This window comes from Vibrio sp. Y29_XK_CS5 (assembly GCF_024181835.1).
GTDB lineage: Bacteria > Pseudomonadota > Gammaproteobacteria > Enterobacterales > Vibrionaceae > Vibrio > Vibrio harveyi.
In genome coordinates, this window is the sequence record NZ_JAMZAM010000018.1 from 1 (window position 1) to 26,704 (window position 26,704).

General features: G+C 44.0%; 27 protein-coding genes and 3 pseudogenes. 12 read left to right on the forward strand and 18 right to left on the reverse strand.

Going from position 1 to position 26,704, the window contains the following annotated elements:
• Window positions 1-98 precede the first annotated feature (98 nt).
• The gene (locus tag NL647_RS27200) at window positions 99-221 is read right to left on the reverse strand and encodes a hypothetical protein (RefSeq protein ID WP_274880349.1); all 123 of its coding nucleotides are present in this window, start codon (window positions 219-221) and stop codon (window positions 99-101) included.
• Window positions 222-383: 162 nt separating this feature from the next.
• Between NL647_RS27200 and NL647_RS27280 the strand changes: the two genes are divergently transcribed.
• The 3 genes from NL647_RS27280 (at window position 384) to NL647_RS26635 (ending at window position 1,369) form a co-directional block, all read left to right on the forward strand.
• Window positions 384-524 (forward strand): transposase, encoded by a 141-nt coding sequence (locus NL647_RS27280; protein WP_157619807.1) that lies wholly within the window; start codon window positions 384-386, stop codon window positions 522-524.
• 87 nt (window positions 525-611) lie between these two features.
• Entirely contained in the window at window positions 612-872 is a 261-nt protein-coding gene (locus NL647_RS26630; RefSeq protein ID WP_017188053.1) for a hypothetical protein, read from the forward strand.
• Window positions 873-1,084: 212 nt separating this feature from the next.
• Window positions 1,085-1,369 (forward strand): hypothetical protein, encoded by a 285-nt coding sequence (locus NL647_RS26635; protein ID WP_139374619.1) that lies wholly within the window; start codon window positions 1,085-1,087, stop codon window positions 1,367-1,369.
• Between the two features lie 89 nt (window positions 1,370-1,458).
• Here the strand turns inward: NL647_RS26635 and NL647_RS26640 are convergent.
• Window positions 1,459-2,480: pseudogene (locus NL647_RS26640) on the reverse strand (IS4 family transposase).
• Window positions 2,481-2,629: 149 nt separating this feature from the next.
• Between NL647_RS26640 and NL647_RS26645 the strand changes: the two are divergent.
• On the forward strand, window positions 2,630-2,929 hold the full coding sequence (locus tag NL647_RS26645; RefSeq protein WP_017189285.1) for a hypothetical protein: 300 nt from the start codon (window positions 2,630-2,632) through the stop codon (window positions 2,927-2,929).
• 202 nt (window positions 2,930-3,131) lie between these two features.
• Here NL647_RS26645 and NL647_RS26650 read toward each other — a convergent pair.
• The 9 genes and pseudogenes from NL647_RS26650 to NL647_RS26690 all read right to left on the reverse strand — a co-directional run bounded on the left by NL647_RS26650 (window position 3,132) and on the right by NL647_RS26690 (window position 13,035).
• Window positions 3,132-4,254, reverse strand: a pseudogene (locus NL647_RS26650) (IS3 family transposase).
• Between the two features lie 37 nt (window positions 4,255-4,291).
• Window positions 4,292-4,942, reverse strand: coding sequence for a recombinase family protein (locus NL647_RS26655; RefSeq protein WP_050582059.1), 651 nt, complete (start codon window positions 4,940-4,942; stop codon window positions 4,292-4,294).
• A 20-nt stretch (window positions 4,943-4,962) separates the two neighbouring features.
• A complete protein-coding gene (bcp, locus tag NL647_RS26660) occupies window positions 4,963-5,445 on the reverse strand; it encodes a thioredoxin-dependent thiol peroxidase (RefSeq protein WP_017817788.1) in 483 nt (160 codons plus the stop codon).
• Window positions 5,446-5,609: 164 nt separating this feature from the next.
• A complete protein-coding gene (locus tag NL647_RS26665) occupies window positions 5,610-6,113 on the reverse strand; it encodes a hypothetical protein (RefSeq protein WP_017817789.1) in 504 nt (167 codons plus the stop codon).
• Window positions 6,113-8,305 (reverse strand): tyrosine-type recombinase/integrase, encoded by a 2,193-nt coding sequence (locus NL647_RS26670; RefSeq protein WP_017817790.1) that lies wholly within the window; start codon window positions 8,303-8,305, stop codon window positions 6,113-6,115. The genes NL647_RS26665 and NL647_RS26670 overlap by 1 nt, the downstream gene beginning before the upstream one ends.
• Window positions 8,306-8,319: 14 nt before the next feature.
• Window positions 8,320-10,650 (reverse strand): hypothetical protein, encoded by a 2,331-nt coding sequence (locus NL647_RS26675; RefSeq protein ID WP_253650895.1) that lies wholly within the window; start codon window positions 10,648-10,650, stop codon window positions 8,320-8,322.
• On the reverse strand, window positions 10,650-12,053 hold the full coding sequence (locus tag NL647_RS26680; RefSeq protein WP_017817792.1) for a tyrosine-type recombinase/integrase: 1,404 nt from the start codon (window positions 12,051-12,053) through the stop codon (window positions 10,650-10,652). Before NL647_RS26680 ends, NL647_RS26675 begins: the two co-directional genes overlap by 1 nt.
• A 91-nt stretch (window positions 12,054-12,144) precedes the next feature.
• A pseudogene (gene bcp, locus NL647_RS26685) lies at window positions 12,145-12,477 on the reverse strand (thioredoxin-dependent thiol peroxidase); the annotation flags it as partial.
• Window positions 12,478-12,492: 15 nt separating this feature from the next.
• Window positions 12,493-13,035, reverse strand: a complete 543-nt coding sequence (locus NL647_RS26690; RefSeq protein ID WP_005445342.1) for a glycine cleavage system protein R — start codon at window positions 13,033-13,035, stop codon at window positions 12,493-12,495.
• Between the two features lie 396 nt (window positions 13,036-13,431).
• Here NL647_RS26690 and dapA point away from each other — a divergent pair, with 396 nt between their 5' ends.
• Window positions 13,432-14,310 carry a 4-hydroxy-tetrahydrodipicolinate synthase gene (dapA, locus tag NL647_RS26695; RefSeq protein ID WP_005445343.1) on the forward strand — a complete coding sequence of 293 codons (879 nt, stop codon included), beginning with the start codon at window positions 13,432-13,434 and terminating at the stop codon, window positions 14,308-14,310.
• A gap of 52 nt (window positions 14,311-14,362) precedes the next feature.
• Window positions 14,363-15,382 carry an outer membrane protein assembly factor BamC gene (bamC, locus tag NL647_RS26700; RefSeq protein ID WP_005445344.1) on the forward strand — a complete coding sequence of 340 codons (1,020 nt, stop codon included), beginning with the start codon at window positions 14,363-14,365 and terminating at the stop codon, window positions 15,380-15,382.
• Window positions 15,383-15,489: 107 nt separating this feature from the next.
• On the opposite strand, the gene NL647_RS26705 is transcribed toward bamC, so the two are convergent.
• The 4 genes from NL647_RS26705 to NL647_RS26720 are packed head-to-tail and all read right to left on the reverse strand — an operon-like array spanning window position 15,490 to window position 17,931.
• Complete coding sequence (locus NL647_RS26705) at window positions 15,490-15,693, reverse strand: DUF2897 family protein (protein WP_005445345.1); 204 nt, start codon at window positions 15,691-15,693, stop codon at window positions 15,490-15,492.
• Complete coding sequence (locus NL647_RS26710; RefSeq protein ID WP_017189298.1) at window positions 15,690-16,388, reverse strand: M15 family metallopeptidase; 699 nt, start codon at window positions 16,386-16,388, stop codon at window positions 15,690-15,692. The genes NL647_RS26705 and NL647_RS26710 overlap by 4 nt, the downstream gene beginning before the upstream one ends.
• A 37-nt stretch (window positions 16,389-16,425) precedes the next feature.
• Window positions 16,426-17,562, reverse strand: coding sequence for a succinyl-diaminopimelate desuccinylase (gene dapE, locus NL647_RS26715; protein WP_101904586.1), 1,137 nt, complete (start codon window positions 17,560-17,562; stop codon window positions 16,426-16,428).
• Between the two features lie 18 nt (window positions 17,563-17,580).
• Window positions 17,581-17,931 carry an ArsC family reductase gene (locus NL647_RS26720; RefSeq protein WP_005436871.1) on the reverse strand — a complete coding sequence of 117 codons (351 nt, stop codon included), beginning with the start codon at window positions 17,929-17,931 and terminating at the stop codon, window positions 17,581-17,583.
• A gap of 304 nt (window positions 17,932-18,235) precedes the next feature.
• Between NL647_RS26720 and NL647_RS26725 the strand changes: the two genes are divergently transcribed.
• Window positions 18,236-18,523: a helix-turn-helix domain-containing protein gene (locus NL647_RS26725; protein WP_005445349.1), complete on the forward strand. Its 288-nt coding sequence runs from the start codon at window positions 18,236-18,238 to the stop codon at window positions 18,521-18,523.
• 38 nt (window positions 18,524-18,561) lie between these two features.
• Here NL647_RS26725 and NL647_RS26730 read toward each other — a convergent pair whose 3' ends face one another.
• Complete coding sequence (locus tag NL647_RS26730; protein WP_101904588.1) at window positions 18,562-18,894, reverse strand: DUF4156 domain-containing protein; 333 nt, start codon at window positions 18,892-18,894, stop codon at window positions 18,562-18,564.
• Window position 18,895: 1 nt separating this feature from the next.
• Window positions 18,896-19,249, reverse strand: a complete 354-nt coding sequence (locus NL647_RS26735) for a DUF2956 domain-containing protein (RefSeq protein WP_009703444.1) — start codon at window positions 19,247-19,249, stop codon at window positions 18,896-18,898.
• A gap of 144 nt (window positions 19,250-19,393) precedes the next feature.
• Here NL647_RS26735 and NL647_RS26740 point away from each other — a divergent pair, with 144 nt between their 5' ends.
• Together NL647_RS26740 and NL647_RS26745 are read left to right on the forward strand one after the other, a co-directional pair.
• Window positions 19,394-19,879, forward strand: coding sequence for a DUF2919 domain-containing protein (locus NL647_RS26740; protein WP_005445352.1), 486 nt, complete (start codon window positions 19,394-19,396; stop codon window positions 19,877-19,879).
• A gap of 43 nt (window positions 19,880-19,922) precedes the next feature.
• Window positions 19,923-20,825 carry a Dyp-type peroxidase gene (locus NL647_RS26745; RefSeq protein ID WP_005445353.1) on the forward strand — a complete coding sequence of 301 codons (903 nt, stop codon included), beginning with the start codon at window positions 19,923-19,925 and terminating at the stop codon, window positions 20,823-20,825.
• A gap of 78 nt (window positions 20,826-20,903) precedes the next feature.
• Here NL647_RS26745 and melR read toward each other — a convergent pair whose 3' ends face one another.
• Entirely contained in the window at window positions 20,904-21,914 is a 1,011-nt protein-coding gene (gene melR, locus NL647_RS26750; RefSeq protein ID WP_017189301.1) for a transcriptional regulator MelR, read from the reverse strand.
• A gap of 328 nt (window positions 21,915-22,242) precedes the next feature.
• Between melR and NL647_RS26755 the strand changes: the two genes are divergently transcribed.
• The 3 genes from NL647_RS26755 (at window position 22,243) to NL647_RS26765 (ending at window position 26,398) form a co-directional block, all read left to right on the forward strand.
• Window positions 22,243-23,595, forward strand: a complete 1,353-nt coding sequence (locus NL647_RS26755; RefSeq protein ID WP_253650896.1) for an alpha-glucosidase/alpha-galactosidase — start codon at window positions 22,243-22,245, stop codon at window positions 23,593-23,595.
• An 88-nt stretch (window positions 23,596-23,683) separates the two neighbouring features.
• Window positions 23,684-25,111 carry a melibiose:sodium transporter MelB gene (gene melB / locus NL647_RS26760; RefSeq protein ID WP_017189302.1) on the forward strand — a complete coding sequence of 476 codons (1,428 nt, stop codon included), beginning with the start codon at window positions 23,684-23,686 and terminating at the stop codon, window positions 25,109-25,111.
• Between the two features lie 153 nt (window positions 25,112-25,264).
• Entirely contained in the window at window positions 25,265-26,398 is a 1,134-nt protein-coding gene (locus NL647_RS26765) for a flagellin (protein WP_253650897.1), read from the forward strand.
• The last annotated feature ends 306 nt before the right edge of the window (window positions 26,399-26,704 follow it).

The following is a 26,704-nucleotide window of genomic DNA, read 5'->3' on the forward strand; positions in this document are numbered from 1 at the left end:
CGCCATGATCAAATCACTGAACAAACTTACAGGGCTTGGTATGCCTGAAACTCAGTGTATTGGTTAAGTATTAATCAACATGGGACAGCCATGTCTTTTCACTTAATTAAGCAACAAAGCCTATCTTTTGCTAGGTCAGCAACTGTCAAAGCATTTTCTAATGGAGTGTAAGATACAGCTTCTGCAATCACCTCTACTCGCTCTTCGGCAATCTCTTCCATATTTTTTCCCATCAACCATCGCCCAATTATTGAACCTAAGTCATTAACACCAGCCCTGCCATCAGATCATAAAACATAAATGGATTATTGTTAGCATCCTCCCTCTGGCAGGATTGTTGTCACTGTTAAAAATTAACCAGTTAGGGCGTAAGTAGAATTCATTTGTCTCGTTATTCTCCAGAAAGAAAAGAAACCATACTCAAGAAATTGTTGCCGCCATATCCTCGCTCCATTTCGGAAGTGGCGAAAGAAGAAGGCATCCCTGAAGCGACACTGTACAATTGGCGTAAAGTATTGAGATAGAAAGGGGCAGCAGTACCTAGTAAGAAAACATCGCCAGAACAATGGTCAGCACAAACGAAGCTCGCTGTCGTTGCTGAAACCTACACGATGACCGAGCATGAACTCAGTACGTACTGTCGTTCAAAGTGGCTCTACCCAGAGCAGATTCACACTTGGCGTGAAGAGTGTTTACACGGTTTTAGGTCATCGAAAGAAAAAGACGCTGAAGCGAAACAGCAGTCTCGAGCGGACAAACTGGAGATCAAAGCTCTGAAAAAAGAGCTTCGATACAAAGAGAAAGCCTTAGCCGAAACCAGTGCGCTATTAGTTCTGCGAAAAAAGCACGGGGAAGAGGACGAGGTCGATTAACGTCAACCGATAAAAGGCAAGCGCTGATAAGTCTTATACATGAAGCGGTCGACAACGGCAGTCGTCTGCCGAATGCATGCTTGGAAACGAAAATCGACCTAAGAACATATCGAAGGTGGTATCGAGGCGGAAAAGTCCAAGAAGATCAGCGCCCACTGGCCGTTCGCCCAGAACCAGCTAATAAGTTAACGGAGAAAGAAAGGTCAGCCATATTGGACGTATGCAACGCACCTGAATACGCCGCCCTTCCTCCAACACAAATCGTCCCTACGTTACTTGATAAGGGAGTTTACTTAGGCTCAGAATCTACGTTTTATCAAACCTTAAGACAGGCAGGTCAGGTTGAGCACAGAGGACGTCAACGTGCTCGCAAGAAAGTGGCCAAGCCGAGCAGTTATACAGCGACGGCACCGAAACAGGTACTGACGTGGGATATTACTTACTTGCCAAGATCGGTGAGAGGTCAGCACTACTATCTGTACCCTCCTTTACTTTAGGACCTTAGCACTCCAAGCATGGCTGATAGTCATGTGAAGTGGTAGGGGGAGACCATCTCATCACCTTAACAGGGCGCTGGCGGATCTCCTCATAAATCTCCCAGTCCACAGGTATGCGTTAGGCGTTGATATTCCACCATTGCCCAGTGATATTGGGACTCTTGTATTCGATATCTCCTATGACACCGTACTTCCTTACCAAGCCTAGGAATGGAGAGCACCCGACGATATTTGATGGTGTTGGCTTGAAAGTCATAATGCCATTTGGCTTGCATGGTGATTAAGCCATTCCACCACATGATGATTTCGGCCATTAATGCCATAAGTAATAAAATATCAATACGCTTGGTGCAGCGAGTTCGATTATGACGGAGCGCCAACCCGTAGGCAGGGCTTTTTAGATCTCGGAACGACTCTTGTATAAGTAAGCAAAGCACTTAAGCGGTGAGCGTTTAGCCAGTTGGCTTTCCCCTAAAAACTTCGGCTTATTTGTTGCTTGAGGATAAAACGTTTTATTCCATTGCCAAGAGTCTTCGCCACACTTAATCGAGACTTCGCCACGTACACGTCCAAGCCAGAACCAACCCTTATTGGCGACTTGCCGAAACCATGTATTTCTAAAACCTGCGTCGGAGACAATGATAGGCGTGCAACCTTTTGGGAGCAGAGATTGCAGGTTATCGAGAAAGTGTTGGTGGCTTTTGGGTGAGTTATAGTTTTTATACTCAAATGCCTGCTCATAAAGTGTGACGGCGCGTCCTTTAACAGATACCGAAGCGCGTAATGTCATATAGCGCAGTTGCTCTCGAACATCCGACCAATCAACCAGCACCACGGGAAATGGATTGGCACGTGTAATAAAGGAGGCATGCCATTTATATATGGATTCTTTTTCACGATGTAGATTGCGATTACCAAGTAGTCGGTCGATACGTTTGATAGCATGTTTCACTGTGGTATCAGTGTCGAGAGCTCTTCCAATTTTGGTGAGTGTTAGGTCAGAGCCATCAAGAACCGCTTTGGTTGCAAGCATCAGAGATCTAAGTCGTTTTTTGTGAATTTCAGGGCATTGATCCTCAATAGCTTGCTGTAGAATTTGAATATCGCGCATCGTTAGGGTTCCCTATTAAATCCATTTAATCAGGTGTGTTTTTGGCGAAATTCATTAGATCAGAATGAGCGATGTGCGTCTACTCATTGTTTTATATAGAAATTATGAGGGGATTCGTAAGAATTGGGCGTTATGTACTTGGAGGAACTATGAAAAGTGACGGTTGTCCAGTTTGTGGTTATCCGGATTTCACGGCATTAGATAGCTTCGGTAATACAACATTTGAAATTTGTGAGTGCTGTGGATGTGAATCTGGACTTGAGTATCAATCTGATTCTTCTTATGAACATTTGCTCGAACTACGTAGAGGCTGGTTGTTTGTAGATCCTAAGCATTGGTGGGAGAGAGAGATAGATAAACCTAAAAACTTTAACCCAATTATCCAGTTAAAGTTAAGTAAACTCATTGATACGCTAACAGATGACGAGATTGCCAAAATACGTACATAACAAACGTTCAATACGTCAACTTTCTTGCTAAATGCTTGGTCTATTTACTAAGCATTTTAATTAGCGGTTGAACATTTAACATATCATCCGTAATGCGAAGCTAGAAATAGAAACGCTGTCAGCGCAGGTTTAAGATGTCACATTCAGAAGAGGACCCCAATGGTTGGACACATAAGCTAATATCTTAAGTGGTTGATCCAGCTCATACAGCGTATCTCTGCCTACCAAAGTAGGCTTCATCAGGGGTGAGGTCATTGAGTCCCTGATGGTTACGCTCCTCATTATAAAACACCATGTAGTGGCCGATTTCAAGCTCTGCTTCTCGGGGCGTGGTGTAAGCTTTTAAGTAAACCTCCTCATATTTCAGGCTTCTCCATAATCGCTCGATGAAAACATTGTCGACCCAGCGTCCTTTCCCATCCATACTTATCCTGACTCCATGGTCGATTAGCTTCTGTGTGAATTCGGTGCTGGTAAACTGACTGCCTTGATCTGAGTTGAAGATATCTGGCGGCCCATAATATTTAAGCGCGTCTTCAAGGGCTTCGATACAAAAGCTCGTGTCCATCGTGTTGGATAGCCGCCAAGACAGCACCTTTCGGCTATACCAGTCGATAATGGCGACTAAATACAGGAATCCCTTAGTCATCGGGATATATGTGATGTCAATCGCCCAAGCTTGGCTCGGGTAAGTGACTTCGATATCACGCAAAAGGTAGGGATAAACCTTGTGTGCTTTGTTCGCTAGGGTCGTTCGAGGCTTGGGATAGATAGCCCCAATGCCCATGTCTCGCATGAGCCGAACGACACGTTTACGATTAACGTTATGGCCTTCTTTAGACAACTCATTTCGAATGCGTCTGCTCCCCATGAACGGATATTGAAGGTGAATTTCGTCAATCATGCAACGTAGTTCAATCTCTTCAGCAGAGAGTCCTATGGGTTGATAGTAAGCAGTAGAGCGAGCAATACTGAGAAGCTCACACTGGCGCTTTATTGGCAATTGGGTGGATTTAACCAGCGAGCTCTTCCGCTGGGCTCGGTCTAACGACCGAGCACTTTTGCCAAAAAATCATTTTCCATGGTCAGTTGACCGATCTTCGCGTGCAGTTTGTCCACTTCTTCAGAGCTGTCCTTGCCTGACTGGCTTTCAGAGGCAAAAATCATGGCTGCATTTTCGAGCAGTTCTTTTTCCATGTAGAGATTTGGTTAGCGTGAAGGTTGTATTTCTGAGCTAACTCAGCGACAGTTTTATCACCTCTAGCAGCATCAAGCGCCACCTTAGCTTTAAAGTCGGGTGAGTGGTTTCTACGTTTTCTAGTCATAATCTGTTCCAGTATTTTTAGGTACTATACAAATAGATCAATCACTTAAAATCATGTCCGAAAATTGGGGGCCACTTCTCCCACGGGCTTCCAACCAAGAGTAGAATCGACTTCGAGAAATCGATACACCACGTTCGTTTAGTTGCCTAAGAATTTCAGCTTTGGTGGTCTTTGTGTCGAGAAGGTTCAATATAAACGCTGTATGCTCATCAAGCCTTGATTTCACCTTCTGCCCCTTCTGACGACCAGATGATAGCCCTTTGGTCTTTCGTTTAGCGTGGTCAGTTTTAGCTCGCTCAGAGCGCTTCTGGGCTTCTACAGCGCTGGCAAAAGACTGCCTAATAACCGTAAAAATGATTTCAGCATTGTCAACGTTCTCTGAGTTTATGACGGTGTCGCTGTATGCTAAATGTAGCTCACCGTATGAGGTTATTTGACCAATGGCACCTACTGGCTCCACAACTCTATGGCGACCCAACCGAATGATATTCGATACAATGATACTTTGTTGAGAGGTGATGAGAGAAAATAACTTCCGCTCGCTCAACTCTGTCTTGGTGGCAGACTCGTGCTCTTCTATCCAATCCGTTATTTGTATGCCACGTTTAGCAGCGTACGCCTTGATAGCTTCTCTTTGTGACTCGCCATCGGCTCTTTGTGAATCTGATACTCGAATGTAGCCAATCATGCCTGCCCCCAAGTTAAGAGTTAATTGCTCATGGAAGCTTGTTTGCTGTTTAGGTAGTCTAATACGACTTCATGGTGATCTTTGGTCTTGAACTTGTTAAATACATGCTCAAGGTTACCAGACTCATCAATCAGGAAGCTTGTTCGTACTACCCCCATATTTTCGCGACCCATAAATTTCTTGAGTTGCCAAACATTGTACTTTTCACAAACTGTGTGGTCTTCATCGGCTAGCAAAGTGAAGTTAAGCTCTTGCTTGTTGATAAAGTTAGTTAATTTTTGCGGTGTGTCTGGACTGATACCAAGAACAACAACATTGTGGGCATCTAACTCAGCTTTTGTATCTCGTAACCCTTTAGCCTGAACTGTGCAGCCAGGTGTTGAAGCGCGTGGGTAGAAATAGAGCAGTACCTTTTTTCCCTGAAACTCGGATAGCGTCACTGGGTTATTGTCTTGGTTATTCAGGGTAAAATCTGGTGCGATTTGTCCAGCTTCGATTGCCATTGGTTTTGTCCTTACTTTCTCAATTAATGGTATTTGGCGTAGCGTTATTCGCTACGTACTTTTTAGTGCATTTTTATTACGTTAGAGTGTACGTTTTTATCGTTAATTTAGTGTCCTGTCTAGTGTTTACTCCAAACAGGACAGTTTTTAAATAGGGGTGCTCACTACTTCGGCTTTCTAAATTGGTGTGCAACTACATTATCTAGGCGAGTCGAGACTATTTTATCCATAGCTTTTTCTCGCTGACTCTCATGCAGCATATCCATAAGCTCTTGAACTACTTTCACATGAATAGCTGCTTGAGTAGCCAATGCCTCTTTATGGCTTTGAGCCTCATCGTAATACTCTTTTTTCTTCTTGTTGGCTTGAGTCCGCTCACCTTTGAGTGCCTTTATTTCCTTTTGAAGCACTTCAATAGGGGAGTCTGTATTCTCATCTTGAGCAACTTGTACTTCTAATGATTTGTTTTTTATCATCAGAACGACATCGCTGTGTCTTCTTAGTGCGCCAGCAGAAAGCCCTGCTTCTTTTTCAACGCTACTGTTGTTGATTTTGAGTTTGCCTTTACGTGCCTTATTACGCAGCTCTCTCGATGTTAGTTTTGATACATCGCCGCTCAGCAGCCTTTCTAATGCGTCAATTAGTTTCTTTTTTGTTGCCTGTGACATTATGAAACCACTCCAAATGGGATGAGTAAATCCGCAACTTCATTAGGGAAAACAACAGGTTCATAGTCGATACCTAAATCACTCATAATACGTTCAGCCGCTTGAATCTTAGCGTAAGATTGAGCGGCAGTTTGTGGGGTGAGTTCATTGTTTTCAATATCGTAAAGCATGTGAATTTCAGCTTCTTTACGCATCGCCTCAGCGAATACGGCATCCACGATGTAGTCATTCTTGCAATCTACACATTCAAGTAGGTTAACAAGCGTTCTTAATCCACAAGTGGTTGAAGTGCAATATATTCCAGGCGCAACCGCATGAAGGTGTCGTTTTTTATCTCGAAGTTGCTTTTCCCAGAAATTAAGAGAAAGCATGTCATTATCCACTTTATCTTTGAATAAGTTACGGTCTGTTTTGGTCATGCTTTTAGCAAACTCTTTGCCTTTACCGCCTGCAACTCTTTCCTTGTTTGCCAGTTTCTCATAGATACTCAAATAGACACGAGCTTTTTGGTTGATTCGCTCGTTATCAATTTCGTTCGCAAGTGTCTTTTTCTTTTGCCTGATTTTTTGAAATTTACTGGCATTTTTAGCGTAATGCCGTGTCATTGCCATAGACACATGACTGAACTGTTGTTTGAGTTGCGGGAAGTGACATAGCTCAAAGCCTATCAAGTAGTAAGCAAAGGAGCGGCGAAGTTGGTGTGGTGTAAATTCGTAATTCTTACCCACTTCAAAAGATAAGTTAGGGTCGGATACTTTTAGGTCAATTAAATCTGCATTGGTGAGCGTAAGCTCTTCACCCATTACATCTTTAAACCAGTCTGGAGATTGTCTTCCAATTTGGTTTTTAGATATTTCACTAAAGTCCTGTTTTGTTTTATGAAAGAAGGATTGTGAGCTAGGATGTATTTTTCTAAGTGGTGTATGCATCGCTTGAAGGACTTCATAAGCTTTCATGCCAATTTCGGTAGTGACAAACTCATCTTGAATTGATTGAGAGCCTTTTGCTGTCTTTGAAAGGTTTGCATGGATAACGTATATAGTTTGGCGGTCAATGATATCCTCTGTACAGCCCTGAGCGGTATTCAGGTTATACATTTCATCGCCTCTCATTCCTGTTCTTGCCATTAAACCCCATATACAGCCACCGTTGAGCTTTTTGAAAAGTGCTCGCGCCTCTTTTAAGTTGGTGATTGTCCACTGCCCAATCGTTAGTTTTCGCTCTGTGTGGAACCTATCTAAATACTCGTTCAGTATCTTTGGATTATGAAGCTCTAGGAGAGCCAGTGCCTCTTGTTCATTTGGTGCGTTAAGTGCGGTGAAGGCTTGCTGGAAAGCGATAGTGCGCTTTTTATTATTTATATTCTTTTCTAAATACCATGTAATATCCCCGTTCTTTTTTCTAGCCTCACCACTGACAAGATACTTAGCATAACCATCATAGGCTTTGTCTACATACGAGGTGATGTAATCTGCCAGTTGCTCTAGCTCGTGACGCACAGCATAAGCCTGATTAATTAGTTCTTCCGATTTTTGAAGCCCCATATAGTAGAGCCTTTGTGGAATGACGGTATATTGTTTAGCTTCTTTAATAGTTAAACCAAAATCTGAGGCGCTAAGCTTTTTGTTTAAATTAACCTCAAAGGGTAAACCTTTGGCATCTTTGTAAAGGCGATTTAACCCGTTGTAAATTTTAGATCTTTTGAAGTTGATATCGGTAAAGCCCGTTAGCACCCAAGTTTCGAGTAGTTCAAAGTTAAGCGCTGATAGTGTGTCAAACCCTTCATTTAAAAGCGGCTTGATGACTTTTTTTAGATCAGTTAGCGCCGTATAAAGAGTGGCAAAGGAGTGGTTATGAGGTGAAAGCCACATCATTTTAAGGATGAGAGTTATAAGCTCAAATTTTAGGTTGCGCTCAATTACTTTACCATCGTTGGTAAAATCGAGGGTTTGGTACCTCTCTGGTTGCGGCTCAAAATGAGGTTGCAAGTTCTTCCAAGCCTCATTATTACCAATTTTACCTAATGATTCACCTGTCACCGTAAAGCCTATATCAAGCGCTTCGAGTTCATCCCAATCCCCGCGTTCTATCGCTGGCTTTAATACATCCATTAAGTAATTTGTATGAGCGCCAACGCTTTGTTGCGCTTTAAGAAGCTTGTTTTGGTGTTCTGGGTCAGAGAGTTTTATCATGTGAGCCTCCGCAATTACATCAATAGAATGGCATGGTCGATGGACACCCTTGGATGACGACCTTGGGTATTGAATTTTTTCATGGCTTCATCGAATACATCGTCACTTGCTCCATCTAGCGTATACTCATACGCTTCGATTCTTTCTAGAGCATCCCCTTTCGAGTCAGGAAACATATCAAGACCTTCCTTAAAAACATCGATGGTTGAAATAAGCTTATAAATAGCGTCAACGTCATCCACCGCTTTGGCAGATTGGCACTTGTGGCACATATCAAACTCGGCGCAAGGTAAATCCACACCTAGCGTGTAGTTCGTTTCTCGCTGTGTGTTCTTACCATCAATCATGACTTGCTTCCCATCACAAGCAATTCCATTGGGGTTAGTTTTACGCTTTTTCTCACCTTCCTCGTATGTCAGTATCGGAATGCCGCGCCTTTCAGTCACAGTAGCTTTTGCTTGCTCCAAGTCATTATCAAAGAGGTTTTCAATGACTTCGATACTTTGAGAGAGAATCACTTTATTAAGTGATGGAAGCCCGTTTGCGTAACTTCTCTCTATTGTGTCTCGTTTGTTTTGGAGCAGGCTCTGAACGGCTTGAATACCGCCCTCCGCATAGGCTTGATTGCTGCTCATTTCTCGCCAGCGACTTGATTGAAGGGAGATATAGTAATGGTTGGATTCAATAGACCAAGTATGCATGAGATTTCCCGAAATGGGGCTAATACCTTCCCAATCAAGAGGAGCGCCCCTCGAAGAGGTTCTTGTTAAAAGCATTCGTTCGTGCCTCTTAGGCTGCCTGTCTGCTTTTTCTTTCGCAAATTGCTCAATATCTTTAATAAGCGTTAAATCAGAAGCGGGAACTTTGAAATACCCAACTTCGCCACTTCTATAGTTAAAAGAAACGGTAACATTGCCATTGCTATCAATTTCGGAGTAGGTAAGTGGTAGTAAAATCCCTTTAAGTGGCAAGTCGGTGTAACAAGACAAAATGCAGTAGGCACTGTTGGTCGCCATTTTCCCAGCCACAGTTTTGGAAGTTGGTTCTACCTCTCTAAGCACAACCGTGCGACCTAAATGACTCACGGTCTTTTTTAGCGTGATGGTTTGTTGGTTTCGGTAGGCGTAAAACAACTCTTTAAACCAAGGCAGGTTGCCCGCTCGATAGGGCGATAGCAGGTGCAATTGGTTAAAGAGCTTCTTATTCACCTCTCTTAAATTAAAGGCATCAGTGACCTCTGCGTTATCGTTGAGAGTAAAAAGTAACTCAGAGCCATCCTCACCACTGCCGTAGAGTTTGGATAACCGCTCTAGCAGCTTTATAAACTTCACGCCATCGCGCTTATCAACGTCAAACGACTCCCCCACCAAAAGGGCATCGACTTCGCTGCTTGAACGTGCCTTATAGCTTGAGACCTTGACTACTTGTAAGCTCTTATCTCGCTCTGATGTTTTAACATCAATGGGGTGGGCAATTTGACGAATGTTGCTGTCATTCAGTGAGGTGAAAAAACACATTAAATGATAGGCAGCGCCCATCGCAAGGTTAAAAGCTGAGGCTGGATTAACAGCAGTGCCATTTTTTTTGGGCACTCCTTTTCTCACTTCTAATGAAGTCGGAATTTGAAGTGTTTCCTCATTCAAGCCAAGGCTAATGATAAGAGGTAGGGTGTCGGGTAAAGGTGTGCTGCTTTCTTTCGCAGCAATGAGCTGAGGCGCAAGGGTGAAAAATAATGCTTCTAATCGTTCTACTAGAAGCTTTTCTTCTTCATCAGAGTACCCCTTAAAGGGTGCCCTTTCCCCTCCAAACCCTCGGTGATTATTAGCCCAATCGGAAACAGATAAACCGCACCATTCAAGTGCAGTGCGAAGTGATGAAAGTATTCCAGATGCGCTTGATTCTTTAATGCCTAACTCATCACCATCATTGTATTCCCACAGGCGTTTTGAAGGGGTAAATGTCTTGATGCGATGCCTTAACTCTCCATCGTTGCCAGCATATTTCAAATAGCCATTTTCGGTGAATGGGGCAGCATTTATCGCATCACAAAAAGAAAGGTAAGCGCGTAAGGTCTCGAAGTGCCTTGTGACGGATTTTGCTGACTTACCATTCTTGACATATTGTTGAGCTTTTTTGCAAAAAGACCTGATAAATACGGTTCGACTGTCTATTTTTTTGTTTTCTTTGTTACACCCTAAATGTAATAGGTGAGAAACATCGAACTGCTCTACTTTTGTTGATTTAGAGTGCTTATAAGGAATCTCAAGGTTCAAAGGAACAACGTTTTGGTTGTTTCGCACACGCTTGACGGATTTGGACTGTTTTGCGATTTTACTTTTCGCCATTACGACCAACCTCCGTTTATTTTGAGGTTTTTAGCCTTAGCTGTGCTGATTTGGTCGTCCAGTTTATTCATGTACTGAATGTACTTTTCAGTGGTCGATGTACTGACATGCCCCATCAATTCTGCTAACTCACCCATAAGGTAGTCATAACTAACACTTCGCTCTTTTGATTCCTCCCAAAGCCAGTGGGTCGCAAAGGTAGAACGTAAATCATGAATTCGGTAATACCAAGAGGAATCCACTTCGCGAATCTGCTTTCTAAGGTTTGAAAAGTGCGTTTCTAAGGTATTGGCTGAGTAAGGCACACCTTTGTTTGAAAGAAATAGGTACTCAACGGTGTCTATTGCGCTGCCTGCCTGAATAAGCTCATTGCGCTTGTTTAGGTTTTTAAGTTGCGTATGACTTTCTTTGTGTATCTCTAGCTCTTCGTACAGCTCTATGGGAATTTCTACGGTACGCGCCTTACTGCCTTTAGTGTGAGTAATATTGACAGGTACAGTTTCTAAATCACCGAAGTCAGCGTTACCGATATTGTGAGCGGGGAAGTGAATGGCTTCATCAATTCTAAGTCCTGCTTCAACACATAGGCGAAAGATGAGCTTTGTCGTCTTTGGGAGTGACACTATATGTTCATTAAATAAAGACTTGTGTTCAGGGTGCATCGGCTTGAGTTTTTTATGAGCAGGCGTATTTTGTTTTTTAGGAAACATCTTCATGATATTGGACGTTTCATAGGTACGTTGAGAGCCAGATTTTGTATGAGCCAGCATATCGTGCTGGTTTAACTCCTGATGGACTGTTTCTATGGTGTAGTGGGTAACGATATTGTCATCGTTCTTTTTGATGTAGCCGTATTTCTGCATCCACTTATAGAAACCAATTACTACGCCCATATAGGTGCGTGCGGTAGATAAACTAAAAGCCTCGCTGCCACTAGAACCCTCAATATCATTGCAGTTCGCAAGCAGGAACTCAGCAAAACGCCAAGGGGCGCCTTCCTCTTCGTACTTTGATAGTGTTTTATACGTTAGATATTCGCATGGTATTTCATGACCATCTTCATCAACTTGAGAGTAGTGAGTCGAATCTAAATACCGAGTGAAAGCCAGCAAACCTTTTGCAATTGAACCTGTGTCTTTTACCGCCGCTTCACCACGCAATTTAGATACTAGGTAAAGAGATTGTGGGTAAACCACCCTACCGTCAGGGGCAACGATGATATCGGTTTTCTTTATGCGTGATTCTAGATTGGAAGGAGAGAGGTCGGGAGAGTATGTCACTTCTCCTGGTTCAGTATCAGTATTTGTAAAGACTTTAAGCTTTGCCAATGTATCGACTTCGATAGAAAGAAGTCGGTAGTCATCATAAACATCAGAACATTTTTCTTTGTACGTTTCTATCACAAAACAATCCTCGATATGCTACCCACACATCAAAGATAGATTTGTCATAAAAATACATCAAGGTTTTTTGTCATTCTTTTTTTCTAAGGGTAAACTTCTTCTCGCCCCAAACACCAAACTGGTCAGCAATGGCATGGTCTTCGTCAGAAAGTAGCGTGAAGTTTAGCTCGTCGCGCTCAATGAACTTACCTAGGCGTTTTACTGGATCGATACTCACACCCAATACCACAACGTTGTGTGCGTCTAGTTCTGCTTTTACATCACGCAGACCTTTTGCTTGAGTCGTACAACCTGGTGTCATCGCTTTTGGGTAGAAGTAAAACAGTACTTTCTTACCTTTGAAGTCACCGAGAGAAACGGTGTTGCCATCTTGGTCGAGCAAAGAGAAGGCTGGCGCTGGCGTGCCTGCTGTCAGCGTATTCATCATTATTTCCTTTACTTATAGATTGTTTTTAATGAAATTCAGAGAACCTTGTACGTTGAGCGTGTTACAAAGTTCATCGAAATCTTCTTGTAATTGCATCAAGTTACAATCTGCACTTACTGAAGCGGTGATTGCAATGTGGAATTGGTCGGCATCCAGCTGGATCTTTGATTTACTGATTGTTTGCGCACTAAGTGATTGTAGGCCAATCTGTTTATCGGCAAAGAATTGCGTAAACTTCTCGGTTAAACCGATGCGGTCTTCTGATTCAATAAACACTTCCATGGTGTAACTGTTATCGAGCAACTCATGGGCTGATGTGCGTTTCATGATGGTGATGAGGTCGTGTTCTTGCCCAAGAAGTGGCAATTGCGTTTCGACACGAGTGACATTACTGGCGTTACCAGTAAGCAGCATGATAAGGGTAAATTCGTTACCAAAGATAGCGATACGGCTATCGACAATGTTACAGCCAGCTTGTGTGACGAGCTTAACCACTTGGTTACATATGCCCGGACGATCCGTTCCAACCGCTGTAAGTACCAGATGTTGCTTCATAAATGAGCTTCTTGTCCTTTCTTCAATAGAGAGATGTTAGCACAGATATGGAGTAGAAATGTCGAGTCAGTTCTTTTTTTAAACTTGTTAAAACGCTTTGTTGATTTAGTGAACAGTTTGCTGATTGCGTGCACTATTAATTCACTCAACGCTGACTTGAGCTTCTCGGCGAGAGAGTATATTCCGCGCCTAATTGAAAGCGGTGAGAAATCCTTGCTGCAACGAACACGATTATCAGAATGGCTAGGATTGAGAACAAAATTCACATTTTAGTTGCTAGACCTCTAACAACTGATAATTATTCATTCATTTGTACTTTGTAAGCGAGTTTACGCTCTTGTGTTTTTCAATCGCATTACAGTACCATGCAGAAAGAGTTAAATGAGGGAGATAAACATGTTTTCAGGAAGTATCGTAGCGCTGATTACACCACTAAAAGCAGATGGTGAAGTAGACTTTGATAGTCTACAAAAGCTTGTTGAGTACCATGTTGAAGCTGGTACAGACGGTATTGTTGCAGTTGGCACCACTGGTGAGTCAGCGACTCTAACCATTGAAGAGCATGTAAAGGTCGTAAATAAAACCGTTGAATTCGCAAACGGTCGTATCCCAGTGATTGCTGGTACGGGAGCAAATGCAACCCACGAAGCAGTTACATTTAGCAAATTATTGGCTGATTCTGGTATTGCAGGCTTCCTGAGTGTAACGCCTTACTACAACAAACCAACTCAAGAAGGTTTGTTCCAACACTACAAAGCAATCGCAGAAGCGAGTGATGTACCTCTAATTTTGTACAATGTACCGGGTCGTACTGCGGTAGATATGTCGCCTGAGACAGTGGCACGCCTGTCAAAGCTTGATAATATCGTGGCATTGAAGGATGCGACGGGTGATTTAAGCCGAATTGCACTTCACCGTGAACTTTGTGGCGAAGATTTTATCTTACTAAGTGGTGATGATGCGACGGGTCTAGAATTTGTTAAACTAGGCGGTCACGGCGTTATCTCAGTAACGAACAATATCGCGGCTAAAGACATGGCAGACATGTTCCATTTGGCAGGTGAAGGTAAATTTGAAGAAGCAGAAGCGATCAACGATCGTCTGATGACTCTGCATAAAAACCTATTCGTTGAATCAAGCCCGATCCCAGTGAAATGGGCAGCACATAAGCTTGGTTTGATTGAAGAGGGTGAGCTGCGTCTTCCTTTAACCCCACTTTCTGAAAAATCGCAGCCAGTTGTGGAACAAGCGCTAACAGACGCCGGTATTTACTAGGATTGAAGTTCATGCTGAGGGTGGTAAAGCCCTCAGTGTTTTAGGAGTATAAATGAAGCTTTCAAGCCAGTTAGTGTTAAGCTCACTAGCTGTATTCGTATTGACTGCCTGTTCAGGTGGTGCCAATCAGCGTCGTCAAGCAAAGGACGACTTCGAGTATTTGAACACGCCTGCTCTTGAAGAGTGGAGTGTACCGGCAGGTGCTCAACCTCAGTTTTACCCGAACTACCGTATTCCTGAAGGAAACTACGCTGGTGGTATTGGTAAAGATGTTGATATTCGTCCGCCTCAGCAAGTATTGGAATTGATCCCTGGTGCTCGCCTAGATCGCAGTAGCGACGGTGAAGTAACACTATGGCTGCTTCGTAAGGATGAACTGGATAAAGTTTGGAAGACCGTTCAAGAGATGGTTGCAGAGAACAAGATCCCAGTTGAAAGCCAAACGGATAACCGCATCGAAACAGGTTGGGTGACTTGGAACTCTCCTGATGAAGAGATGGAAATCGGCAGCCGCTACGAGATTACTCGCGGTGAGATGAATGGTCGTCATGGCTTCAAGGTAAGCTTGATTGACTGGCGTGAAGGCAACCAAGTCAAAGAAGTGACACGTACTAACCGTGAGCGTTACAACGTGTTCATGACCAACTTGGTAACGGCACGCTACGACCAACACGTACGTGAAGAAGCGCAACGTAAAGCACAAGAGCTAGTGAAACACATCCCAATTACCATGGGTAAAGATCGCAGTGGTCTGCCAGTTATCATTGCTCGTGCACAATACAATGTCGTGTGGAACCGTCTGCCTGATATCATGCCGAAGATGGGCTTTAAGATTGAAGAGCGCAGTCAGTCGCAAGGTACAGTGACAGCGAAATACGCGTCACCGGATGATGCGTTCTGGAATGACATTGGTGTTAAGCCAATCGATCTAAACTCTGGTACTTACACCTTCTTGCTTGGTGATCTAGGTAACCGTACTTCTATCAACATTACTGATTCGTCTGGTAAGCCAGTAGAAGAAGAGTTCTTGAAATCACTTGCGCCAGTACTAGCTGCGGTTGTGAAAGACTAACTTCACTACAAATAAGTAGATTTGAATAGTAAAAAAGGGACCGCAATGGTCCCTTTTTGATTGCTTACTTGATGTCAAATGTTGAAGAGTGCATCAAGTGCGAGAGATTAGCGATTTTCGTCTTTCTTCTCGCTTTCCTCTCCATAGCGTTCTTTGTCTAGTTCGTTCAGCTTATCTAAATCGTTTTTTCGACTTTTATCCATCTGACCAAACTTCATTTTTGCGGTGTACTTAAGCGCAGCAATGTTACCAACCACGATACTGAGCACTATGATGATAATGACCCAGGGGTTGGTGAGAATTTCGATCATAGAGCCTCCGGCGGCGTGATGTTGTGAATAAATTGGGTGATAACCTTATCCAAATTATTCAATATGACATCCATCCCTGCAATGCTGTCGATCTGATTTTGCTTAATTAACTGAGTTTTCAGCAACTCTGGTGTTAACAATGACAGGCATTGTTGCCCTACAGATTTGTGGCTGATGTGCCAAGGTTCGATGGCGACACCGCCTAAGTCTTGTTGATAAGGGAAAAAGAACCCAAAGCTATCGAGGTTATCGACTAACCATTGATAGAAAGCACGCTGATGACCTTCGAGATACTCCCATGGTTCCAATTGTAATTGTGTATCAGCGGGTAATAAGTTACGCGCATAAACATCAAAATCACACCCCCAATGATGGCGACTGCCTCCGGGTAAGGCGGACCAACGAAGAATCGCAGTGAGCTTTTCTTCGTCATTGAGTAGAGTTTTGTCGAGCGGTTGCGAATCGGAATCGAGGATCTTCAGTTCACCTGCAAACTTACCGTTCCAGATTGCTTTCTGACGGTTAAAGTCACGGAACCCACTGGCGATCTCCATCTTAAAGCCTGATTGTGTGGCGGCTTCAATCATGTTTAGTAAGTCGTCAGCCACTTCAGGGTGAAGCAGAAAGGCTTTTTGACCCACTAATGTGGATTGCAGATGGGAATCGGTCATTCCGGTAAGTTGCTCTGGCGTCATGGCACTCTCGTTAATTGTTGCATGTTTCGTTATGACACTATTGTGCGAGTAAGTGTTTCAACGTGTTTTGGTACATGTCCGTTAATTTCTCAAGGTCATCGACTTTTACACATTCGTTCACTTTGTGGATAGTCGCGTTCACCGGACCAAGCTCAACCACCTGACCGCCCATGCGTGCGATAAATCGACCATCAGACGTTCCGCCAGTGGTGAGCAACGCAGGCTTCGTGCTGTTGACTTCATCGACGGCAGCAACGACTGCGTCAAGCAATGCTCCAGTATCGGTGAGGAACGGGTCACCATTGAATGTCCATTTCAGATCGTAGTTTAAATCGTGTTTGTCGAGTGTTTGGGTCACGCGGTCAACAATGATTTCGTTGCTGAGTTCTGTGCTAAAGCGCAGGTTGAACTGCACGTTAAATTCGCCAGGAATCACATTCGATGCACCAGTACCAGCAGAGACATTCGGGATTTGGAAGCTTGTCGGTGGGAAGTAATCGTTGCCTTGGTCCCATTCTGTCGTAGCAAGTTCATGAATGGCTAATAGTGATTCATGAACCGGATTATTAGCAAGGTGAGGGTACGCCACGTGACCTTGTGTTCCTTTTACCGTTAAATCACCCGTGATTGAGCCACGACGACCATTCTTAACTACATCTCCCACAACTTCAGTGCTTGAAGGCTCACCAACGATGCACATGTCGATGTTCTCGCCACGAGCCATGAGCGTTTCAACGACGCGAACGGTGCCATTAATGAAAGGACCTTCCTCGTCTGAAGTGATCAAAAAGCCAATCGAACCTTTATGGTCTGGGTTTTCTGCAATAAAGCGTTCAACCGCGACCACCATACAAGCTAGAGAGCCTTTCATGTCTGCTGCGCCACGCCCGTGAAGGTAACCGTCGATAATGGTTGGTTCAAAAGGAGGTGTGTCCCATTGCTCCAATTTGCCTGCTGGCACGACATCTGTGTGTCCGGCGAAAGCAAACAGTGGTGCTTCTGTACCTCGGCGAGCCCAGAAGTTTGTTGTGTCTTCAAACACCATCACTTCGATTTCAAAACCAAGCGCTTTTAATCGCTCGATCATTACTTCCTGACAGCCTGCATCTTCAGGCGTTACGGACTGGCGGCTGATCAGGTCTTTAGCGAGTGCCAGTACTGGACTGTCTGTCATCCTTGATTGTTCCTTTAATTAAGAGTTAAAAATGGTCGCGTATTGGTCTGCTTTGAAACCAATATGAAGTTGGTCTTCAACTTTCAAGATTGGGCGCTTAATCATCGCTGGGTTTTCTACTAGCAGCGCGATTGCGTTTTCTTCGTTAAGAGAATCTTTTTGTTCTTGAGTCAGCTGTCGGAAAGTCGTGCCACGTTTATTCAATACTTGTTCCCAACCCAGCGCGTTACAAAATTCAGTCACCATTGCCGCATCGATACCTTGTTTGCGGTAGTCGTGAAAATCAAAAGCAACGTTTTCCGCTTCTAGCCATTTCTTGGCTTTTTTAATCGTGTCGCAGTTTGGGATGCCGAACATGGTGATCGTCATATTATTTCCTTTTCTCTTTGTGCTTTACTTATCGGTTTGCGCTATGGAACGCCCGATTTTGCATTGTTTTTGGCTGTTCAAGCATCCTATCAAGAAGCAACCACTGTGACAAAATCATGCGGCGAATATTTCACAGGTCAGTGCTCTATTGGACCGTGCTCAGTCGTTCATTCCTCCACCAAACAGCGATAAGAATGATAAAAAACTTGGCTAAATAGCACGGAAAAGTCGAGTTATTGATCAAACGCAACATCTTGCTGAGCAAAAAAGAAATAATGAATCAGCACAATTTTAGGAGGTGTCAATGGAATTGAGTCCTGTTTTTGCAAGGCGGCTATATTTGGCCTTGTTGGTGGAAAACCTAGAAAGGCCAAATGTACCAAAATTGATCGAAAGAACGGGGTGGCCTCGTCGTACTATTCAAGATGTACTCAAGGCATTACCGGGGATCGGCATCGAACTCATCTTCGTTCAAGATGGTCGACGTCATAACGACGGCTATTACCAACTTTCGGATTGGGGACCTTTTGACAGTCAATGGGTTCTTGAGCGAGAGGGAGATATCGCTAGCAGTCTTGGATTTCGTGCATAAGCCAGCAATTGCTGGCTTTTTTTACGTCTGGGAAACGCTTATTGGCAGCGGTAGGCAGTACCAAGCACACTGAAGGAAGTAGCAAAGTCTTGTGGGGCGATCATGTAAACCGTATCGGCATTGAGCAATACTGCATTGTTTTTTAGGTCGACCATGGCTCCATGCATCATGGCGTCATTGGTGTAGAACAAGTAACTGTACCAGTGACCTTCGCTGCCAGTGACTTCACCTAAATACTCGCATTGATCCGGATTGAACTGGCTATCAAAGCGAATCTGAACGTCATCACTTGATGCCGTTGGTCGCGTTGATGGTGACGAACAACCCATCAAAGCCAATGCGATGCCTCCTATCATCACATAACGCTGCATATTATTTCCCCATCATGATGTAAGCCGCGAAACCAATCCAGCTCAGAACCAATAGTGCCCAAGGTAATACAGCTGGTTTGCTCGTTGGTGCTTCAATATTTGCTGATTCTTGTTCAACGACGTCATCACGTTGACGCTGTTTTTCTCTCTGTTGTTTCTTCTTCGCTTTGTCTGCTTGTCGATTGCGTTCTTTCTGCTGTTTTTTATACTGCGCGATGCCTTTCTCAATGCCCTGAGCAATCAGTTTGGTTTGCTCTTTCGTTTGACCGGGTTTTTGAGTGGACTTTGCAATCTTCATCGCTTCAGTTTGCGTTTCTTGGGAAGGAACGGGTGCTGCTGTGTTTTTCTTTTTCATGTTTCGTATCGACGTCGCTGTAAATCTAAACCTAGTTTACCTGCGTACGATGATGAAATGAACTTTAGTTCTCAGCTTTGCTAGGTTGCAACTCTGAAACGATCGGTTAAAGTGGCGTTTTTATGAAACTAAGAAGACGAGATTGTGCGTTACTCATTTGATCAATATGACGCTCATGGATTTTTAAAAGCGCCGATTATGTTATGGCTAGGATGGATGTTCCTAGCGCGCTCTTGGGTGGTGTTTGCCATGGCAGGAGTGAGTAGAGACAGCGGTAGCAAGATACTATCGATTGTGTACCCCGATTCTAATACGTTATACCTCGGACTATCGATGGGTATCCCAAGTCTATTATTGATGTGGTTAATGGGCTTGCGGCATCCAGAGCGAGGGTGGGTGAATCAAATTACCCAGCATGGTCGTGCCATGACTTTGATCTTGTGCGGTATTCAACTGGCTCAGACCATGTATCATGTCTACCTCGAACATGGTGTATTCAATTGGGCGAATGCGCTCACAATTACCTTGTTAACTTGGTTTATGATCTATCTTCTAAATGGAAGATGGGTAAAAGATTGCTTTAACGTGCCACAAGTTGAGCACAAAGAAGAACAGCCATCAAAAAATTAAAAACAATAATTCCCGCATGGGGCAATGTATAGAGGATATCTCAATGTCACAAGCTCAAACGGCGATTGTGCCTGAAGCAGGACCATTTGCACTTTACACTCAGTTAAAAGTGAACCAAAACCGTGAAAATGTACTGGCAAAACTAAAAGCGCTACCTGAGCTAGTAAATGAGCTCAATGCGAACCAACCAGGTGCTGATTTAACGATTTCTATCGCATTCACGAAATCTTTTTGGCAGCATCTAAACATGCAAATGCCAGAAGAGTTGATCGACTTCCCTGAGTTGGGGGAAGGTGACGTATTTGCGCCAGCAACAGACGTGGATGTCTTGATTCACTGTCACTCAACTCGTCACGATTTGCACTTCTATGTACTGCGTAAATTCTTAGTTGAAACTGCAGAAGATGTGACGGTAGTGGATGAAACTTACGGTTACCGTTACCTAGATGCTCGTGACATGACGGATTTCGTTGATGGCACAGAAAACCCGAAAGGTGATGCGCGTGCTGACGTTGCATTGATCAAAGACGGCGCTTTCGCTGGTGGTAGCTACGTGATGGTTCAACGCTTTGAGCACAACTTGCCTGCATGGAACCGTTTGAACGTATCTGCACAAGAGAAAGTCATTGGTCGTACTAAGCCAGATTCTATTGAGTTAGAAGACGTGCCAGCGGCTTCTCACGTAGGTCGTGTAGACATCAAAGAAGAAGGCAAAGGTCTTAAGATCGTTCGTCACAGCTTGCCGTACGGCACAGTAACTGGCGCACATGGTCTTCTGTTCATCTCTTACTGCAACACTATCCACAACATCAAAGTGATGCTAGAGAGCATGTACGGTGTTACCGATGGTAAGACTGACCAACTGCTTCGTTTCACCAAAGCAGTAACAGGTGCATATTTCTTCGCTCCTTCACAAGAAATGCTAGCGGAATTGGCGATTAAGTAATTCTTCGCCAACCCTCCAATGATTAAAAAGGCAGAGTGATCTGCCTTTTTTGTTTCCCCTCATTCTTGCCTGATAAGACTAACGGACCGTCAGTGGTCTTTTGCCATCAATAGCGCCTTTCTCTAGTTCGTAAAGTGGGCTAGTACTGTGACTGCTCCAGCGATGATCTTCGCGTGACTTCTTGCGATATTGCGTTGGCGTTACACCAATATAATTCTGAAAAGTCTCATAAAATCGGCTGCTAGAATTAAAACCTACCGTTAAAGCAATATCTAAAATTGTCCGGTCAGTATCACTCAACAGTGCTCTGGCGTGGTTAATCCGCATTGCCGTGATATATTGCTTGATGGTCATCTGCATGGTTCGTTGGAACACGTTCATCGCGTAGTTAGTGTGCAGCCCAATGTGCTCTGCTATGTCTTTTATCGTGACCGGCTGGTTATGATGGGTGGCAATGTATTCCAGCATTTGACTGACGTAAAACTGCGAGTGTTTGGAGACGCCTTTCTTGGTCGATTTTTCTTGTCGATTGATACTCAGTTGTTGCCAGCCATCTAAACACATTCTTTTTAACATCAAGCCAATTTCATCAATCGCTAATTGCTGGCGACTTTCCGAAGAGTGGTTTATTTCTTCTGCCCAGCGTGCTAACTCAAACTCACTGACTAATGAACTGGCGTTTGATTGCAGCACACAACCATGGGTGATCTGATTGACGAAGTCTCGATTTAGCGTCCAAGACATAAAGTGGTGAATCGGAATATTGATGATCCCCATATTATGACTTTTGCCCGGATTGGTGAGCCTATGAGGAACTGACGCCCAAAACAATCCTATCGAGCCTGCTTTCACCACGACTGGACTGCCATTAATGATGTACTCGACATCATCACCAAAAGGAATGTTGACCTCTACTTGTCCGTGCCAGTGATAACCCGGCATAGAGTGGGGCGGTCTAAGCTCGATATCGATTTTTTCATAGGATGAGTACAGCGAAAGTGGGCTTACAGAAACCGTTTCGGAAGAATACTTATCTTGAATCACCACTTTCAATGTATCTAACTCTGCCTTGGACTCTACCTTCGCCATCGCCCACCTCTTAGGAAACTGTATAAGTTATTTGTACTAAATCTGTTGAAACAAAACTCAGAACAGCTTCAAAAACACTAATTACTCTGTTTTATAAGATTTTGGTTATGTGACTTAAATCGCCGTAATAACTAGCCTCAGCGTATCTTCCCACCTTCTTTATCCGTGATTTATACAAAAATATCCCATTTCCTAAGATTTTTTATTGGTTGATTTTAAATATTAGGAAACGGGAGAGTGATTGGTTTATCTGAGACGAATTCGGCCTTGCGACAGGTGTAGCTTAAATGCATCGAAACAAAAGTATGAAAGCAAAAAGGATTCAACTATGAGAAGCCCTAAAATCACATTCATCGGTGCGGGTTCTACGATTTTTGTGAAGAACATTCTTGGCGATGTGTTTCATAAGCCGGCATTCAAAGGGGCGCAAATTGCCTTGATGGATATTGATGAAATCCGCTTGGAGGAATCACACCTAGTAGTAAGCAAGTTGATGGAATCATCCGGTGCGACGGGTACGATCACTTGTCACTTAAACCAAAAAGAAGCATTGCAAGGTGCAGACTTTGTCGTCATCGCATTCCAAATCGGTGGATATGAGCCATGCACTGTAACGGACTTTGAGGTTTGTAAGCGTCACGGTGTGGAGCAAACCATCGCCGACACCTTAGGCCCAGGCGGCATCATGCGCTCACTGCGCACGATTCCTCACCTTTGGAGCGTGTGTGAAGACATGACTGAAGTGTGTCCAAATGCCACCATGCTCAACTACGTTAACCCAATGGCAATGAACACATGGGCGATGTATGAGAAATACCCTCACATCAAACAAGTGGGCTTGTGCCATTCCGTGCAAGGGACGGCGGAGGAGCTGGCTCGCGACCTTGATATCGAATATTCAGACCTTCGTTACACCTGTGCTGGCATAAACCACATGGCTTATTACCTGACGTTCGAAAAGAAAAACGAGCAGGGGGAGTATGTCGACATTTATCCTGATTTGCTTGAGGCATTTGAATCAGGCAAAGCGCCGAAGCCGGGTTTGCATCACAACGGTCGTTGCACCAACTTAGTCCGCTACGAGATGTTTAAGAAGCTGGGCTACTTCGTAACGGAATCATCAGAACATTTTTCTGAATACACCCCATATTTCATCAAACCAAATCGCCCAGATCTGATCGAACGTTATAAAGTGCCATTGGATGAATATCCTAAACGTTGTGTAGAACAAATTGCTGATTGGAAAAAAGACCTCGAAGACTTCAAAAACGCGGATCAAATCACTGTCAAAGAGTCGCATGAATACGCGAGCACCATCATGAACTCGATTTGGACAGGCACGCCAAGTGTTATCTACGGCAACGTGAAGAATGAAGCGTTAATTGACAACTTGCCACAAGGTTGTTGTGTGGAAGTGGCTTGTCTGGTGGACGCAAACGGCATTCAACCTATCAAAGCTGGTCGATTACCAAATCACTTAGCGGCATTAATGCAGACCAACATCAATGTTCAGACTCTGCTGACGGAAGCCATCCTCACTGAGAACCGAGATCGTATCTATCATGCTGCCATGCTTGATCCTCATACCGCGGCAGTGCTTGGACTCGAAGAGATTTATGCCCTTGTTGATGACTTGATTGAAGCACACGAAGGTTGGTTGCCAGCGTGGGTACATCAGTAAATCCTGAATCACAAAACCAATATCAATAAAAACGACAATAACGTGAATATACTGCGCCTTCTCGATGAGGGGGCGTAAGGAGTAACAAATGAGTATCTCTATGAATACCAAGCTAAGCTACGGCTTTGGCGCATTTGGTAAAGACTTCGCTATCACCATCGTTTACATGTACTTGATGTTCTACTACACCGATGTTGTTGGTATTTCGGCTGCCGTGGTGGGAACCATCTTCTTAATTGCGCGTATTTGGGATGCAGTGAATGACCCAATTATGGGTTGGATCGTGAACAATACCCGCACACGTTGGGGTAAATTTAAACCTTGGATTTTAATTGGCACCATCACCAACTCAGTGGTGTTGCTCATGCTGTTTAGTGCGCATCACATCGAAGGACCATGGCTTATTGCTTATGCAGCAGTGACTTACATTTTATGGGGCATGACCTACACCTTAATGGATATTCCTTTCTGGTCACTGGTTCCAACACTCACTCTGGACAAACGTGAGCGTGAAGAGCTTGTGCCATACCCTCGATTCTTTGCTAGTCTCGCATGGATTGTTACCGCCGCTATCGCAATGCCGTTCGTCAATTATGTCGGTGGCGACGACAAAGGATTTGGCTTCCAAGTGTTTGCGATTTTGCTTGTCGGTTGTTTCCTTGTCTCAACGTATATCACGTTACGTAACGTGAAAGAGCGTTACTCAACTAGCAACCTTGACGTGACGAAACCTGAAGAAAAAGTCTCACTGAAGAAGCTCCTCTCGCTTATCTACAAAAATGACCAGTTAACGAGCGTGCTTTGTATGGCACTATCATACAACCTCGCAACCAACATCATCACAGCATTTGCGGTTTACTACTTCACGTATGTGGTCGGAAATGAGGAACTTTTCCCTTACTACATGGCTTACGCTGGTATCGCGAACCTAATTACACTGGTGTTGTTCCCTAAATTGGCGCAAATGTTTTCACGTCGAGTGTTATGGGCATGTGCGTCTAGCTTTCCAATCTTAGGCAGTGCAGTCCTTATCTACGTAGGCATGTACGACAAACAAAGCATTCTGCTGATTTCTACAGCGGGCGTGTTATTGCAAATCGGTACGGCGCTATTTTGGGTGCTGAATGTCATTATGGTGGCGGATACAGTGGACTATGGTGAGTACAAGCTAGGTTCACGCTGCGAGAGTATTGCTTACTCAGTACAAACGCTGGTGGTTAAAGCCGGTTCAGCTTTTGCGGCTTTCTTCATTGGTATCGCACTGACCGCAGTGGATTATGTACCGAACATGGAACAAAGCCCTGAAACCGTCTTTGGCATGCAATGCATCATGGTTGGGCTGCCAGCGTTCTTCTTCGCTATCGCTTTGGTTGTGTACTTCCGCTTCTACAAACTCAACGGTGCTTACCACCAAAAAATTCAGGACCATCTGACCGAGAAATACGACCATATTACGACGCAAGAGACGCCAAAAGACCTTACGCGTAAATCTGCCAAGCCGGCAGAAGCACTCTAATCCTACACAGTCAGCGTAAGCTTATTGTTTACGCTGACCTATCAGCACAACGCTCCGCCTTTTTGTTTCTCCATCTCTTTTCTCAAAAACCACTAAACTTTTCTGCAATTTGGTCGATAAGTATCCAAAGCCTTAATTTCAGGACCAATATTTGTGGCGATCACCGTTAATACCAATGTGGCAGCACTTGTCGCACAGCGTCATTTGACCAGTGCAACTGACATGCTGAACCAATCCATGGAGCGTTTGTCTTCAGGGAAGCGTATTAACAGTGCAAAGGATGACGCTGCGGGCCTGCAAATCTCCAACCGCTTGCAATCGCAAATGCGTGGTTTGGATGTTGCCGTGCGTAACGCGAACGACGGCATTTCCATTATGCAAACTGCGGAAGGCGCGATGAATGAAGTGACTAATATCATGCAGCGCATGCGTGATTTGTCACTCCAATCTGCTAACGGTTCAAACAGCAAAGCAGAACGTACAGCACTGCAGGAAGAAGTTTCTGCACTTAACGATGAGCTAAACCGCATTGCAGAAACTACCTCTTTTGGTGGTCGTAAACTGCTTAATGGCAGCTTTGGCAAGTCGGCATTTCAAATTGGCGCTGCGTCAGGTGAAGCCGTGCAAGTTGAATTAAAGTCGATGCGCAGTGATGGCATTGATATGGGCGGTTTTAGTTACATTGCAAACGGACGTGCAAACTCTGATTGGAAAGTAAAAGACGGTGCGAATGATCTTAGCATGTCATTTAATAATCGTTTTGGTGAAACGGAAACCATCCAAATTAATGCTAAAGCTGGTGATGATATCGAGGAGCTTGCGACTTATATCAATGGTCAGACGGACAAAGTTACGGCGTCAGTGAATGAAAAGGGTCAGTTGCAGTTGTTTATGGCTGGTGAAGAAACCTCGGGAACTTTATCGTTCTCAGGTGATTTAGCTAGTGAGCTGGGTTTACAGCTGAAAGGGTACGATGCGGTTGATAACATTGACATTACGTCTGTCGGTGGCGCTCAACAAGCTGTGGCTGTCCTTGATACTGCGATGAAGTACGTTGATAGCCATCGTGCAGAGCTAGGCGCGTATCAAAATCGCTTTAATCATGCGATCAATAATCTGGATAACATCCACGAAAACCTAGCAGCATCGAACAGCCGCATTCAAGATACTGACTACGCCAAAGAAACCACGCAAATGGTGAAGCAACAAATTCTGCAGCAGGTAAGCACCTCTATTCTTGCACAAGCAAAACAAGCCCCAAACCTTGCTTTAACCTTACTTGGCTAAGGCATTCTACTTCGTAATTTCAAGACAAAATCAGCCTGTATCGACAGCGAGAAAAGAAGCTTTAGCGATAATTTGAAGTTTTTTTGCTTTTTTATCTGCTTCGTCACGATTACCCCTCCAAATGAAATTTTTTAAAAAATATCTAAATTTTTTCCTAAAGAAATCAGGGTATGCGCCGTTAATAAAAGTAACTTTGAGAGAACTACTTGGTTTTCCGAGACGTCGGAAACCGCTACATCGGAAAATCAATTGGAGAAATCACCATGGCAGTGAATGTAAACACTAACGTATCAGCGATGACCGCTC